The 14,463-nt window shown below is 72.2% G+C and carries 11 protein-coding genes; 6 read left to right on the forward strand and 5 right to left on the reverse strand.

Annotated elements, in window-relative coordinates:
- Position 1: 1 nt before the first annotated feature.
- Complete coding sequence (locus ISG29_RS12385) at positions 2-2,308, reverse strand: FdhF/YdeP family oxidoreductase (RefSeq protein ID WP_194503739.1); 2,307 nt, start codon at positions 2,306-2,308, stop codon at positions 2-4.
- A 103-nt stretch (positions 2,309-2,411) separates the two neighbouring features.
- On the opposite strand from ISG29_RS12385, the gene ISG29_RS12390 reads away from it, so the two are divergent.
- Entirely contained in the window at positions 2,412-3,011 is a 600-nt protein-coding gene (locus ISG29_RS12390; RefSeq protein ID WP_194503740.1) for an RDD family protein, read from the forward strand.
- Between the two features lie 144 nt (positions 3,012-3,155).
- Here ISG29_RS12390 and eda read toward each other — a convergent pair whose 3' ends face one another.
- From eda to zwf, 3 genes are read right to left on the reverse strand one after another with little or no spacing between them, the layout of a single operon-like run.
- A complete protein-coding gene (gene eda, locus ISG29_RS12395) occupies positions 3,156-3,803 on the reverse strand; it encodes a bifunctional 4-hydroxy-2-oxoglutarate aldolase/2-dehydro-3-deoxy-phosphogluconate aldolase (RefSeq protein ID WP_235959511.1) in 648 nt (215 codons plus the stop codon).
- Entirely contained in the window at positions 3,787-5,724 is a 1,938-nt protein-coding gene (gene edd, locus ISG29_RS12400) for a phosphogluconate dehydratase (protein WP_328828972.1), read from the reverse strand. Before edd ends, eda begins: the two co-directional genes overlap by 17 nt.
- The gene (gene zwf / locus ISG29_RS12405; protein WP_194503742.1) at positions 5,721-7,265 is read right to left on the reverse strand and encodes a glucose-6-phosphate dehydrogenase; all 1,545 of its coding nucleotides are present in this window, start codon (positions 7,263-7,265) and stop codon (positions 5,721-5,723) included. The genes edd and zwf overlap by 4 nt, the downstream gene beginning before the upstream one ends.
- Before the next feature lie 82 nt (positions 7,266-7,347).
- On the opposite strand from zwf, the gene ISG29_RS12410 reads away from it, so the two are divergent.
- Together ISG29_RS12410 and ISG29_RS12415 are read left to right on the forward strand one after the other, a co-directional pair.
- Positions 7,348-8,502 carry an ROK family protein gene (locus ISG29_RS12410; RefSeq protein WP_328828974.1) on the forward strand — a complete coding sequence of 385 codons (1,155 nt, stop codon included), beginning with the start codon at positions 7,348-7,350 and terminating at the stop codon, positions 8,500-8,502.
- A gap of 116 nt (positions 8,503-8,618) precedes the next feature.
- On the forward strand, positions 8,619-9,740 hold the full coding sequence (locus ISG29_RS12415) for a glycosyltransferase (protein ID WP_194503744.1): 1,122 nt from the start codon (positions 8,619-8,621) through the stop codon (positions 9,738-9,740).
- Here the strand turns inward: ISG29_RS12415 and mptB are convergent.
- Complete coding sequence (gene mptB / locus ISG29_RS12420; protein ID WP_194503745.1) at positions 9,662-11,185, reverse strand: polyprenol phosphomannose-dependent alpha 1,6 mannosyltransferase MptB; 1,524 nt, start codon at positions 11,183-11,185, stop codon at positions 9,662-9,664. The two genes, ISG29_RS12415 and mptB, sit on opposite strands and share 79 nt — an antisense overlap.
- Positions 11,186-11,284: 99 nt before the next feature.
- On the opposite strand from mptB, the gene ISG29_RS12425 reads away from it, so the two are divergent.
- The 3 genes from ISG29_RS12425 to ISG29_RS12435 are packed head-to-tail and all read left to right on the forward strand — an operon-like array spanning position 11,285 to position 14,278.
- Complete coding sequence (locus ISG29_RS12425; protein ID WP_194503746.1) at positions 11,285-11,755, forward strand: nitroreductase family deazaflavin-dependent oxidoreductase; 471 nt, start codon at positions 11,285-11,287, stop codon at positions 11,753-11,755.
- Between the two features lie 43 nt (positions 11,756-11,798).
- Positions 11,799-12,938 carry a serine hydrolase domain-containing protein gene (locus ISG29_RS12430; RefSeq protein WP_194503747.1) on the forward strand — a complete coding sequence of 380 codons (1,140 nt, stop codon included), beginning with the start codon at positions 11,799-11,801 and terminating at the stop codon, positions 12,936-12,938.
- The gene (locus ISG29_RS12435) at positions 12,935-14,278 is read left to right on the forward strand and encodes a flavin-containing monooxygenase (RefSeq protein ID WP_194503748.1); all 1,344 of its coding nucleotides are present in this window, start codon (positions 12,935-12,937) and stop codon (positions 14,276-14,278) included. Before ISG29_RS12430 ends, ISG29_RS12435 begins: the two co-directional genes overlap by 4 nt.
- The last annotated feature ends 185 nt before the right edge of the window (positions 14,279-14,463 follow it).

Here is a 14,463-nt window from a genome sequence, read left to right on the forward strand (position 1 = left end):
GTCAGCCGGCCGGCTCGAGGCGCACGACCACGGACTTCGACGTCGGGCAGTTGCTGCCGAGGGCACGGGAGCCGAGCGGCACCAGCGGGTTGGTCTCGGGGTAGTACGCCGCCGCGCACCCGCGGGGCTGGTCGTAGGCGACGACGCGGAAGGAGTCGGCCCGCCGCTCGCTGTGCTCCCCGGTCTCGGTGTCGGTCCACTCGCTCACCAGGTCCACCATGGCTCCGTCGGACAGTCCGAGGTCGACGATGTCGTCGCGGTGACACAAGACCACCCGACGCCCGCCCTTGACCCCGCGGTAGCGGTCGTCGAGGCCGTAGATCGTGGTGTTGAACTGATCGTGGCTGCGCAGTGTCTGAAGCAGCAACCGGCCCTCCGGCACGTGCAGCACGTCGAGCGGACTGACGGCGAACTCCGCCCTGCCGCTGCCCGTCGGGAAGGTGCGGGTGTCGCGCGGCGGGTGCGGCAGAGTGAAGCCGCCCGGCTCGTCGACCTTCTCGGCGTACGACGCACAGCCCGGGACGACGCGCGCGATGCTGTGCCGGATCTCGGTGTAGTCGTCGCGCAGCCGCTCCCACGGCACCGGGTGCTCCGCGCCGAGGGTCGCGCGGGCGAGGGAGCAGATGATGTCGACCTCCGAGCGCAGGTGCTCCGAGGCCGGCTCGAGCGGCCCGTGGGAGGCATGCACGGCCGACATGGAGTCCTCCACCGAGACGCGTTGTCGCACGCCGCCGGTCAGGTCGCGCTCGCTGCGGCCCAGCGCCGGCAGGATGAGTGCGGTGCGGCCGTGCACCACGTGGGAGCGGTTGAGCTTGGTCGACACGTGCACCGTCAGGTCGGCGCCGCGGAACGCGGCCTCGGTGACCCCGGTGTCGGGCGCGGCGGCCACGAAGTTGCCTCCCATGCCCATGAACACCTTCGCGGTGCCGTCGCGCAGCGCCTCGATCGAGCCGACCGTGTCGTGGCCGTGCTCGCGGGGCGGCTCGATACCGAACTCACCTGCGAGGGCGTCGAGGAAGGTGTCGGGCATCTGCTCCCAGATGCCCATCGTGCGGTCGCCCTGCACGTTGGAGTGCCCGCGCACCGGGCAGAGTCCGGCTCCGGGCTTGCCGATGTCGCCGCGCAGCAGCGCCACGTTGGCGATTTCGCGCACGGTGGCGACCGAGTTGCGGTGCTGGGTGACGCCCATCGCCCAGCAGTACACGGTCGCCTGAGAGCCGGCGATCATCTGGGCGGCCTGTTCGACCTGGGCGCGGGAGAGCCCGGTGGCGCGCCCGACGGCGTCCCAGTCGAGGTCGCCGAGGTGGGCCACGTAGTCGTCGTAGCCGTGGGTGTAGTGCGCCACGAACGAGGAGTCGACCGCGCCCCACCGCACGAGCAGCGAGGCGATGGCCTGGAAGAGGGCGAGATCCCCGTTGATGCGCACCGGCAGGTGCAGGTCGGCCAGCCCGGTGCCGTGGCCGACTACGCCCTTGGGGGTCTGCGGGTTCTTGAACCGCACCAAGCCCGCCTCGCGCAACGGGTTGATGGCGAGGATCTTCGCGCCCCTCTTCTTGGACTCCTCGAGTGCCGAGAGCATGCGCGGGTGGTTCGTGCCCGGGTTCTGGCCTGCGATCACGACCAACTCGGCCTCGTGCACGTCGTCGAGGCTCACCGACCCCTTGCCGATGCCGATGGACGCCGACAGCCCCGTGCCCGTGGACTCGTGGCACATGTTCGAGCAGTCGGGCAGGTTGTTGGTGCCCAACGACCGGGCGAAGAGCTGGTAGACGAACGCGGCCTCGTTGGAGGTCTTGCCGGAGGTGTAGAAGATCGCCTCGTCCGGGCTGTCGAGGTCGCGCAGCCTCTCGCCCAGCAGCGCGAAGGCGTCGTCCCAGCCGAGGGGCTCGTAGTGCGTGCCGCCCTCGCGTAGCACCATCGGCTCGACGATGCGGCCCTGCTGCCCGAGCCAGTAGTCGGTCCGGGTCTCGAGCTCGCTCATCGGGTGTCGAGCGAAGAACTCCCGGCCCACCCGCAGCTCGGTGGCCTCCTCGGCGACGGCCTTGGCGCCGTTCTCACAGAACTCGGCGGTGTGACGGTGCCCGGGCGCGGGGTCGGGCCACGCGCATCCCTGACAGTCGAAGCCGTCGACCTGGTTGAGCCTGGTCAGCGTGCGTGCCGTGCGCAGCGGCCCCATCTGCTCGACGGCGCGCTTCATGGCCACCGCCACGGCGGTGGTTCCGGCGGCGGCCTCGGAGGGCTGCGTGATCGCCAGGTCGGACTCGTCGATGTCGGTGGTCGGGGCCTTGCGCACGAACGGTGACCTCATGACCCCATCCTGCCCCGCCGTGCCGAGGCGTACGACCACCCGCGGGTGACCCGGAGCCGCTAGCGTGAGGCCCATCGCCGGTCATCTACCCCGAGGAGCAGTCATGACGACACCACCACCCGAGGATCCGCAGTACGGTCAGGAGTTCGGCGCGCAGAGCCCGTACGGGCAGCAGCCGGGGTACGGGCAGCCGCCCGCCTACGGTCAGTCCGCAGCCCCACAGCAGACCGGCCCCGGCGCGCCCGGTGAGCTGTGGCCGCGCTTCGGCGCCCGCATCATCGACGCCATCATCGTGGGCGTGGTGAACGCGATCATCGCCATCGTGCTGGGAGCGGGCGCCTTCGCCACCGGCTCCTCCGCCGGCTACGCGGTGACGTTCATCGTCACGGTGATCGGCGTCGTCATCGGCCTGGGCTACTTCGCGGTGATGGAGTCCCAGCAGGGACGCACCGTCGGCAAGATGGCGGTGGGCCTCAAGGTCGTCGGCCCCCAGGGCGGTAACCCCACCATCGAGCAGGCCATCAAGCGCAACATCTTCCTCGCGTTCAGCCTCGCCGGCATCGTGCCGATCATCGGCAGCCTCGTCGGCGGTCTCGCCGGGCTGGTGTCCGCCATCCTCATCGCCGTTGCCATCAACAACGACCCGGCCACCCGCCGTGGCTGGCACGACAAGTTCGCCGACTGCCGCGTCGTCAAGGCCTGACCGCGAGGGGTCGCAATCTGTCCCTCGAGGGGTCACGCACGGTCGTCCGCCACACCGACGATTCGCGACCCCTCGCGGGACGATTCGCGACCCCTCGCGGGACGATTCGCGACCCCTCGCGGGACGATTCGCGACCCCTCGCGCCTAACGCAAGGCGGCGGCCTCGCGGGCGAGGGTCTCGATGCGGGTCCAGTCGCCCGCAGCCAGGGCGTCGGCGGGAGTGAGCCAGGAGCCGCCGACGCAGCCGACGTTGGGCAGCGCGAGATAGGTCGGCGCCGAGGCTGCGGTGATACCGCCGGTGGGGCAGAACCGGGCGGCCGGCAGGGGCGAGGCGATCGACTTCAGGTACGCCGCGCCGCCCGAGGCCTCCGCCGGGAAGAACTTCATCTCCGAGACGCCCCCCTCGAGCACGGCGATCGCCTCGGTGACGGTGGCGGTGCCGGGCAGGAACGGCAGACCCACCTCGAGCATGGCCCGCAGCAGGGTCGGCGTGGTGCCGGGCGAGACCAGGAACCCCGCGCCCGCGTCGGCAGCCGCCTCGGCCTGGGCCGGGGTCGTCACGGTGCCGACGCCGAGTGTGATCTCGGGAACCTCGGCGGCGATGGCCCGGACAGCGTCGAGCGCCACCGGCGTGCGCAGCGTCAGCTCGATGACCGGCAGGCCGCCGGCCACGAGGGCTCGCGCGGTCGGGACGGCGTGCGCGAGGTCGTCGATCACGACGACCGGCACGACCGGCACCAGGTCGAGCAGGGATCCTCCGGCCCCCCGAGGGGGCTCAGGTGTGCTGGTCAACGAGCACCTCATCTGTGTAGTCGGTCTGCACGGCGTCGGGCATCGGGCCGAGCGCATCGTGGGCGGGCACGGGAAACACACTGCCACCCCGGTCGGCCGGACCGACGGTGGCACGGAAGGCGGAGAACAGCTCGCGACCGGTGCCGCGGAACTCGGCGGCGGTGGGCGCATGGCCGGTGCTCGGCCGGGCGAGCACCGTGTCGGCGTCCGCCAGTTCGAGGACGCCGCGCACGGCGTCGACGGTGACGAGGTCGCCGTCGACGATGCGCCCGATGGAGCCGCCGAGCGCCGCCTCGGGCGTCACGTGGATCGCGGCCGGCACCTTGCCCGAGGCACCCGACATGCGGCCGTCGGTGACGATCGCGACCTGCTGGCCGCGGTCCTGGAGCACGCCGAGGGCGGGGGTGAGCTTGTGCAGCTCGGGCATGCCGTTGGCGGCCGGGCCCTGGTAGCGGATCACGGCGACGAAGTCGCGACCGTCGAGCTCTCCTCGCTCGAAGGCCGCCAGGAAGTCGGCCTGGTCGTCGAAGACGACCGCGGGGGCACTCACCACGCGGTGGTTCTCGGCCACGGCGGAGGTCTTGATGACCGCCCGGCCGAGCGGACCGTGCAGCACCCGGAGCCCACCGTCGGCCTGGAAGGGGTCGCCGGCCGGGCGCAGCACGTCGAGGTCGAGGGAGTGATCGGTGCCCTCGACCCACTCGACGCCGCCGTCAGCGGTGAGCCGCGGCTCGGTGGTGTAGCGGCGCAGCCCGGGGCCGGCGAGAGTGGCGACGTCCTCGTGCAGGAGCCCGGCGTCGAGCAGCGTGCGTACGAGGAACCCGACGCTGCCGGCGGCGTGGAAGTGGTTCACGTCGGCCGCACCGTTGGGGTACATGCGCGAGAGCAGCGGCACGACCGACGACAGCTCGTCGAGGTCGTCCCAGGTCAGCTCGATGCCGGCGGCCGCGGCGATCGCGACCAGGTGCATGGTGTGGTTGGTCGAGCCGCCCGAGGCCAGCAGCGCGACGCACGCGTTGACGATGGTGCGCTCGTCGACCAGCTCGCCGATGCCCGGCGCCTCTGCGGACGACGCCCCGGCCTGGCGCAGCTTCGCCAGCTCGGTGACGCGGGCCGCGGCGGCGTCGGTGAGCGCGGCGCGCAGCGGGGTTCCGGGGTTCACGAACGACGCGCCCGGCAGGTGCAGGCCCATCACCTCGACCAGTAGCTGGTTGGAGTTGGCGGTGCCGTAGAAGGTGCAGGTGCCGACCGAGTGGTACGCAGCCGACTCGGCGGCGAGCAGCTCCTCACGGGTGGCCTTGCCCTCGGCGAAGCGCTGGCGCACCCGCGCCTTCTCCTTGTTGCCCAGGCCCGAGGTCATGGGTCCGGCGGGCACGAGCGCGGTGGGCAGGTGGCCGAAGGAGAGCGCACCGATGAGCAGCCCGGGCACGATCTTGTCGCAGACGCCGAGCAGCATCGTGGCGTCGAACATGTCGTGGCTGAGCGCGATGGCGGTCGACATGGCGATCACGTCGCGCGAGTACAGCGAGAGCTGCATGCCGGCGCGGCCCTGCGTGACGCCGTCGCACATCGCGGGCACGCCACCGGCGACCTGGGCGATCCCGCCGGCGCGGATCACCGCCTGCTTGAGCTGCGGGGGGTAGTCACGGAACGGCTGGTGCGCCGAGAGCATGTCGTTGTAGCTGGTGACGATGGCGAGGTTCGGCTTGACCGTGCCCCGCAGCGCCGCCTTGTCGGGCTCGCCGGCCGAGGCGAACCCGTGCGCGAGGTTGGCGCAGGCCAACCGGGTGCGCGCGGGCCCCTCCTGGGCCGCCTCGTGGACGCCGGCCAGGTAGGCCGCGCGCGGCTCGCGGCTGCGCTCGGCGATGCGGCCGGTCACCGCGGCGACGACGGGATGCAGGTCGATGGGTGGGGTGCTCACTGGTCGGTCTCCTGCCAGGATCGACCGTCGCGCTCGAGCAGCGCGGCGGCGGCGTACGGGCCGGGGGTTCCGGCGGGGTAGCGCTTGGGTGGTGTCGGCTCCTGCTCCCAGCGCTCGAGGATCGGCGCCACGAAGGCCCAGGCGGCCTCGACCTCGTCACGGCGCATGAAGAGGGTGGGGTTGCCGCGCACGACGTCCATCAGCAGCCGCTCGTAGGCGTCGGGGCTGCGCTGGTCGAAGGCGTCGGCGTAGGAGAGGTCGAGGGAGACCGGCCGCAGCCGGATGCCGCCGGGGCCGGGCTCCTTGGCGGTGAGGTGGAGTCGCATGCCCTCGTCGGGCTGCACCCGGATGTGCAGCCGGTTCGCGGTGGTGCCGCCCTCAGAACCGGGGAACATCGCGTGCGGCGGCTCCTTGAAGACCACGACGATCTCGCTCGCCCGGCGGTCCATCCGCTTGCCGGTGCGCAGGTAGAACGGAACCCCGGCCCAGCGCCAGTTCTGCACCTCGGCCTTGAGCGCCACGAAGGTCTCGGTGGCCGAGGTCGCCTCGTCGCCCAGGTCGTCGGCGTAGGCCGGGCAGGTCTCGCCCTGCACCAGGCCGGCGGCGTACTGCCCCCGCACGACGAGCCGGTCGACGTCTGCGGCGCTCAGCGGGCGCAGCGCCTGGAGCACCTTGAGCTTCTCGTCACGCACGTTCTCGCGGCCGACGTAGGTGGGCGGCTCCATGGCCACCAGGCACAGCAACTGGAGGAGGTGGTTCTGCACCATGTCGCGCAGGGCGCCCGCGCGGTCGTAGTACCCGCCGCGGGTGCCCACGCCGACGGTCTCGGCCACGGTGATCTGCACGTGGTCGACCCACTGGGAGTTCCACAGCGGCTCGAGGAAGGTGTTGGCGAACCTCGTGACCAGCAGGTTCTGCACGCTCTCCTTGCCCAGGTAGTGGTCGATGCGGAAGATCTGGTGCTCGGCGAACACCCGCCCCACGGCGTCGTTGACGGCACGTGAGGAGACGAGGTCGTGGCCGATGGGCTTCTCCATCACCACGCGGGCCGACTCGTCGGCCAGCCCGAGGTCGGCGAGCCGCTCGCAGGTGGGTCCGAAGAGGTCCGGCGCGACGGCGAGGTAGAAGACGCGCACGGCGTCGGCGCCGTCCGGGGAGGGCGGGCGGTCCTTGAGCAGGCCGGCGAGCAGGTGCCAACCCTCGCCGGAGTGCGCGTCGAGGCACAGGTGACGCAGGCGGGCGAGCAGCCGCTCGACGGCTTCGGTCTCGAGCAGGTGGGGCTCGACGAAGCGGTGCAGCGCGGTGCGCACCTCGTCGCGGTACTGCTCGTCGTCGATCTCGGAGCGAGAGACCCCGATGACCCGGGTGTCTGCGGGCAGGTGGCCCTCGAGGTCGCGGTGGTAGAGGGCGGGCAGCAGCTTGCGCAGTGCGAGGTCGCCGGTGCCGCCGAACACGGTGAAGTCACAGGCTCCGGGGAGGGTGTCGGCCACGGAGCGGGGCGCGACGGCGGACGCCGGAGAGGGGGCGGCGGGGGAGGTCATGTCCCTACGGTGGCAGGATCTTTGGATCGATACAAGCGAACTTTAGATGGATTCAGACAAAAGTCCGTGGTTCACTGACCGCGTGGACACCTCCCCGGGGTCGCTGCTGACCCTCCTGCGCACCGGCCGTGCCAGCAGCCGGGCCGATCTGGTGCGCCTCTCCGGTCTCTCGCGCGGCGCGGTCACGACCCGCCTGGCCGCACTGGCCGCCGCCGGACTGGTGCGCGAGGGCGACGAGCTGGCCTCGACCGGGGGACGCCGCGCCGGCACGCTCGAGCTCGACCCGGACGCCGGCAGCGTGCTCGCCGTCGCCGTCGGCCGCTCCCGCAGCCAGGTCGGCGTGTTCGACCTGGCCGGACGCGAGATCACCAGCGACAGCCGCGACCACGAGCCCGGGATCGCCCCCGGTGAGCTGATGACCGATGTCGTCGACCGGCTGCTCCACCAGCTGCCACCCGACCCGGCCGCACCCGTCCTGGGCGTCGGCGTCAGCCTGCCGGGCGCCGTCGACGGCGAGAAGGTCGCCAGCCTCGACGCCCCCGTGCTGGCCGGCTGGGACGGCATCGACCTGCGTCCGTGGCTGGCCAAGGTCACCGACGCACCGGTGCTCATCGACAACGACACCGCTGTGCTCACCCGCAGCGAGCTGTTCGGGCGCGCACCCGCGCACCCGTCGATGCTGGTGCTCAAGGCCTCCACCGGCCTCGGCCTGGGCATGGTCGTCGACGGTCGCATCGTCGGCGCCGGGCGCGGTCGCACCGGCGAGCTCGGCCACACGCGCGTCGCGGCCGCCGGCGATCTGCCCTGCCGCTGCGGCGCCACCGGCTGCCTCGAGACGATCGCGGGGGGCTGGGCGCTGGTCGCCGAGCTCGACGCGGGCTCGACCCTCGCACCGGCGCGTCACGTGCGCGGCCTCGTCGGGCAGGCCCTCGACGGCGACCCGAGTGCGCGCCGCCTGGTGCGCGAGGGCGGACGCCGGCTCGGCGAGACGCTCGCGGTCGCGGTCAACCTCGTGCAGCCGGGCGTCCTCGTGGTCGGCGGCGACCTCGGCGCCGCCTTCGACCTCTACACCGCGGGGTTGCGCGAGTCCCTGGCCACCCACGCCCACCCCCTCGCCGTCCGCGACCTGCGCCTGCTGCCCGCCACCCACGGCGAGGCGGCGGGCCTGCACGGCTGCGCCGCGCTGGCCATCGACCACGCGCTGGCCCCCGACACGGTCGACGCGCGCCTGGCCTGACCCGCGAAGGGTCGCGAATCGTCCCTCCAGGGGTCGCGAATCGTCCCTCCAGGGGTCGCGAATCGTCCCTCCAGGGGTCACTCGAGGTTCACCAGGACCGGTCATCATCGGCCAGCGTGCGCATCGCCCAGCTCGCCAACTTCGTCGGCCCCTCCTCCGGAGGCATGCGGACGGCGATCGAGGCCCTCGGCGCCGGCTACACCGCCGCGGGGGTCGAGCGGGTGCTCGTGGTGCCCGGTCCGGCCGACGAGGTGCGGACGACGGACACGGGCGACGTCGTGCAGCTCCGGGCGCCACGGGTGGGCGGCGGCTACCGACTGATCGTCGAACCGTGGCGCGTCGCCGAGGTACTGGAGCGCTTCGCGCCCACCTCCCTGGAGCTCAACGACAAGCTGACCCTGCTGCCCGCGGCCCGGTGGGCCCGGCGCCGTGGCGTCGGCACGCTGCTGTTCAGCCACGAGCAGCTCTCCGACATGTTCGCGATGCGCTCGGGCATCGAGGCCACCCGCGCCTCGATCGCCCTGCTCAACCGCGTGCTGGTGCGCTCGGTCGACACGATCGTGGTGGCATCGCGCTACGCCGAGCGCGAGTTCGGCGCGGTTGCCGCAGCGGTCGACTGCCCCGTGGCGCGCGTGCCGCTGGGCGTCGACCTCGACACGTTCACCCCCGACCCCGCCCGCGCCGACCGGCGGCCCGGCGACCCGCTGCGGCTCGTGCACGTCGGGCGCCTCTCTCGCGAGAAGTCACCACACCTCGCCGTCGCCACCGCCGTCGAACTGCACGGTCGCGGCGTGCCGGTGCGCCTCGACGTGTACGGCGAGGGGCCGCACCGCGACGAGCTCGAGGCTCTCGCGCAACGAGCGCCCGTCACCTTCCACGGGTACGTCGACGGGCGCGACGAACTGCGCCGGCGCATCGCGGGCGCCGATGTCGCACTGTCGGTGTGCCCCGGCGAGACGTTCGGCCTCGCGGTGCTCGAGGCGATGGCCTGTGGCACGCCCGTGGTCACGGCCGACCGCGGCGGTGCGCGCGAGCTGGTCGACGCCTCCTCCGGCGGCTGGGCGGCGCCCGAGCCCGACGCGCTCGCCGACGCCGTGCTCGACGTCGTGCGACGCCCCGTCGCGTCGATGCGCGCGGGAGCGCGGCGACGCGCCGAGCGCTACCCCTGGTCGGCCGCGGTGGCCTCGATGCTCGCACTGCACGACGGGGCGTCGTCGGTCTCCCGAGCCTCCGCCTGACCGACGCGGCGCGCGATCTGCTCCACACGACCGCGGGCGAGCGGCGTCCACAGCAGCAGCCCGGCAAGCACGGCGATCAGCACCGAACCGAGCACGATCGCGTAGTAGGCGCCGTGCAGGGAGGAGTCCATCGGGGCGACCAGCCCGCCCACGACCGAGGCGGCGACCAGCCCCGAGAGGGCGGCGCGCGAGAGCCGCAGGCAGGCCACGAAGGGCAGCACCCACAGCAGGTACCAGAGGTGCACGACCGGGCTGGTGAGCACGAGCACGCCCAGGATCCCGGCGGCCGTGGCGACCGCCGCGCCACGATCGCCGGACGGACGACGCAGCGCCATCGCGCCGACCACGACGAACATCAGCATGGTCGCTCCACCCCGCACCAGACCCAGCATCGTCGCCGGCGCGAGCCCCAGGTGCAGCACACCGGCGATCCAGTCGAGGGTTCCGCCGCCCAGCGTGGCCAGCGACAGCGGGGTGTTGATCGTGCCGGGCACCGAGAGGGCACCGATCCAACCGGAGCCGGTGCCGGCCACCACACCGAGCCCGAACAGCGTGCCGAGCGACACCGCGGCCACCGCGGCGAGACGCCGAAACCGCACCACGAGGGATGCCGCCACCGGCAGCGACACGAGCGCGATCGCCACACACACCAGGCCCCCCGGAGCCTTCACGGCCGCGGCGAGACCACCGAGCACCGCGCCCCACACCCAGCCGCGCTCGACGCCCACCACCAGCGCGGCGGCCATGAGCCCCGCCATGAGCAGGTCGTTGTGCAGGCCGGCCACGCCGTTGGCCACCATGAACGGCGAGGCCAGCACGAGCGCCGAGGCGAACGCCGGGTCGCGACCCGCCCAGGTCGCGAGGCGGGGTACCGCCCAGGCGAGCAGGCCCAGCCCGACCAGTGCCAGCACCCGGTACCCGATCACGAGGATCCACGGGTTGCCGGTGATGCCGGAGATCGCGCCACCGAGGGCCAGCGGCACCGGACCGTACGGCGTCGGCGTGTGCAGCCAGCGGGGGTCGACGGCGTCGACGATCGGGCCGTCCAGCAGCCACGGACCGTGCCGGTACGGACTGATCCCCCAGTGCTGCAGCATGCCCTGCGCGGCGTAGGACCAGCCGTCGCGGGAGAACAGCGGGGGTGCGAGCAGCAGCGGCGACGTCCACGCGAGGGCGGCCAGCCGCACCCGGTCGACGAGCGCGGTCCGGTCCCCCGTGGCAGCGGAGGTGACCTCACGCAGCAGGCGCAACCAGGCCTGGGCCAGCAGAGCCAACCCGAGGAGCACGACCGCGAGTGCCGCCATCCGGCCGGTCTCGGAATCGCGCAGAACGATGAGCAGGGGCAGCCGCAGCACGCGCGCGGTCGACGGCATCGCGGAGCCGACGAGTCCGCCGACCGAGACGAGCACGCTCCCCAGGGCGCCGCGGACCAGGGTGGAGGACACGTCGGGAGGCTAGGAGCGCAGGTCGACGGGGACGGGTCGCCCAGCCGACGATCGGGTGAATGCCGACGGACGGGTACGTACGTGCCCTAGGGTCCCCTCATGGGACTGCTGACGCCTGTGGCCGTGAAGATCGGTTCGATCCCGTGGATGCCGAAGCTGCTGCCGCAGATCGTGTGGGTCGACGAGAACCTCCAGAAGGTCTCCGGCGGCCGCGTGAGCGTCCTCGACATCGCGGGCCTGCCCAACCTCACGCTCACCGTGCCGGGCCGCAAGAGCGGCGTCCCGCGCTCGGTGCCGCTGCTGTGCGTGCCCGACGGCGACACCTGGCTCATCGCGGGCTCCTACTTCGGAGGCCCGAAGATGCCGGTCTGGGTCTACAACCTGCGCGCGGCCGACGGCGCCCACATCCGGTTCGGACGACGCGAGATCGACGTCGTGGCCGAGGAGCTGGCCGCCGGCGCCTCGCGCGATGCGGCGTGGGCGACCATGGTCGGCACCTGGCCCAACTACCGGCTCTACGAGGAGCGCACCGACCGGCTCATCCCGGTCTTCCGGCTGCGACCCGCCTGATCGGTTCTCGCCGGGAGCGAGAACACGTTCTAGGGTGACGCGCATGGTCGAGGGAACCTGCACCGACACGTTCGCCCCGCTGCGTGATCTGCTCGAGCAGCACCTCGCCTCCGGCGACGACACCGGCGCCTCACTGGCCGTCGTGCACGACGGCCAACTCGTGGTCGATCTCTGGGGCGGCGAGGCCCGCGCGGGCGAGGCCTGGACGCGCGAGACGATCGTGCAGGTCTACTCCGTCACCAAGGTCATGGCGGCGCTGGCCTTCCTCACCCTCGTCGAGGCCGGCGAGATCGACCTCGATGCGCCGGTCACGACCTACTGGCCGGACTTCGGTGCCCACGGCAAGGGCGACGTGCTCGTGCGTCAGGTGCTCGGCCACGCGAGCCGGGTGCCGGGGTGGACCACGCCCGTGACCGTCGACGACATCCTCGACCTCGACGCGAGCGAAGCCCTGCTCGCGGCGTCCGAGCCCTGGTACACCGAGGGCCACGGCTACCAGATGATCGACCACGGGCACCTGCTCGACGCGATCGCCTTCGGTGCCACCGGGCGCCGACTGGCCGACGTGCTGCGCGACGACGTGATGGCGCCCCTCGGGTGCGCCTCACGGGGCGGATTCCACCTCGGCGTGCCCGAGGAGTCGCTCGCCGACTGCGCCGACCTGATCCCGCCGACCGGGTCGAGCATCGACGTCGCCGCCCTCGGCATGGACCACCCACTCATCCGCACGGTCGTCAATCCCCTGCTCGCACCCGACGTCGTCAACGGCGAGGCCTGGCGGCGCGGTGCCGTCGGCGGGGCGGGGGGTCACGGCACGGCGCGCGCGATCGCCCGCGCCCAGGCGGTCGTCTCGCACGGTGGCGAGCTCGACGGCGTCCGACTGCTCTCCCCCGAGCTCGTCGAGCGCATCTTCGAGGTGCAGGCCGACGGACCCGACCACGTGCTGGTGGTGCCGACCCGGTTCGGCATCGGGTGGGCACTGCCCTTCGAGGCAGCGCCGGCGGTGCCGTCCGGACGCGTGTGCTGGTGGACCGGCTACGGCGGCGCGATCGTCGTCAACGATCTCGACCGGCGCCTCACCCTGGCCTACGCCCCCGCCCGACTCGTCGACCACATGGTCGCCTCGCCCCGCACCGACGCCTACGTGCGCACCACCTTCGACTGCCTGGAGGCTCTGGCATGACCGACACCCCCGCCGCCCCGCGCGTGTGCATCATCGGAGCCGGGTGCTCCGGCATCACCACCGCGAAGCGCCTCAAGGAGTTCGGCATCTCCTACGACCAGTTCGAGATGTCGGACGACATCGGCGGCAACTGGTACTTCAAGAACCCCAACGGCCGCTCGTCGGTCTATGAGTCGCTGCACATCGACACCTCGACGCAGCGGCTGCAGTTCGAGGACTTCCCGGCCCCGGCCGACTATCCCGATTTCCCGCACCACACGCTGATCCACCGCTACTTCAAGGACTACGTGGAGCACTTCGGGCTGCGCGAGAACATCGAGTTCGGCATCGAGGTCAAGCGGGCTGCCCGCAACGCCGACGGCGGGTGGGACGTCACGCTGTCGAGCGGCGTGGTGCGCCGTTACACCGACCTCGTCGTCGCCAACGGCCACCACTGGGCACCGCGGATGCCGCGGTTCGAGGGCGACTTCGCCGGCGAGCTGTTCCACGCCCACCACTACGTGAACCCGTTCTCTCCCGTCGAACTGCGCGGCAAGCGGGTGATCGTGGTCGGCATGGGCAACTCCGCGATGGACCTCGCCTCGGAGCTGTCGTTCCCGTGGATGGCCAAGAAGCTCTACGTCTCCGCTCGCCGCGGGGTGTGGGTGCTGCCGAAGTACCGCAACGGCCAGGCTGCCGACAAGGTGATGGCCCCGCCCGACATCCCCAAGGAGCAGGCGCTGGCCGCGTCGCGCGCACTCATCCGCGACCTGGTCGGCAACATGAGCAACTACGGCCTGCCCGAACCCGACCACGAGCCGCTCTCGGCCCACCCCTCGGTGAGCGCCGACTTCCTTACCAAGGCCGGCTCCGGCGACATCCACATGCTCCCCGAGATCAAGGGGTTCGAGGGTCACACCGTGCACCTGGTCGACGGCACCTCGGTCGAGGCGGACGTCGTCATCTGCGCCACCGGCTACGACATGAAGTTCCCGTTCTTCGACCACAGCGAGGCCGACCTCCACCCCGATCAGGACCACCGCTACCCGCTGTTCAAACGGGTCGTGAAACCGGGCGTGGAGCACCTCTACTACGCGGGCCTCGCGCAGAGCTCCCCCACCATCGTCAACCTCGCCGAGCAGCAGTCGAAGCTCATCGCCCGACTCATCACCGGCCAGTACGCCCTCCCGAGCGTCGAGGAGCAGGAGCGGATCATGGTCGCCGACGAGGCCGCCCACCTCGAGCAGTACTACGCCTCGCCGCGACACACCATCCAGATCGACTTCGGCCGCTACTGCCTCGACCTGATGGAGGAGATCGAGGCCGGCGAACGACGGGCCCGGGCAGGCACCCCGGCCTGAGCAGGACCGAGCCGACGAGATCATCTGGCCGAAAAAATCTGACGCCCTGAGTCCGCACGCGGATCGGGGCGTCAGTGGCAGGTGGCTTTCGTGAACCCCCAGGTGAACGCCGACGCACTCTCACGTTTCACGCTCAGTTCCGCAGGTTCGCCCCAGGTTGAGACCCCAGGTCATCTGGTTCACCC

This window comes from Nocardioides acrostichi (assembly GCF_015319165.1).
GTDB classification, from domain to species: Bacteria; Actinomycetota; Actinomycetes; order Propionibacteriales; family Nocardioidaceae; genus Nocardioides; species Nocardioides acrostichi.

Bases quoted from the DNA above. Each gene is read 5' to 3' on its own strand.
- ISG29_RS12385 (WP_194503739.1), bottom strand. From the start codon at position 2,308: ATGAGGTCACCGTTCGTGCGCAAGGCCCCGACCACCGACATCGACGAG.
- ISG29_RS12390 (WP_194503740.1), top strand. From the start codon at position 2,412: ATGACGACACCACCACCCGAGGATCCGCAGTACGGTCAGGAGTTCGGC.
- zwf (WP_194503742.1), bottom strand. From the start codon at position 7,265: ATGACCTCCCCCGCCGCCCCCTCTCCGGCGTCCGCCGTCGCGCCCCGC.
- ISG29_RS12425 (WP_194503746.1), top strand. From the start codon at position 11,285: ATGGGACTGCTGACGCCTGTGGCCGTGAAGATCGGTTCGATCCCGTGG.
- ISG29_RS12430 (WP_194503747.1), top strand. From the start codon at position 11,799: ATGGTCGAGGGAACCTGCACCGACACGTTCGCCCCGCTGCGTGATCTG.
- ISG29_RS12435 (WP_194503748.1), top strand. From the start codon at position 12,935: ATGACCGACACCCCCGCCGCCCCGCGCGTGTGCATCATCGGAGCCGGG.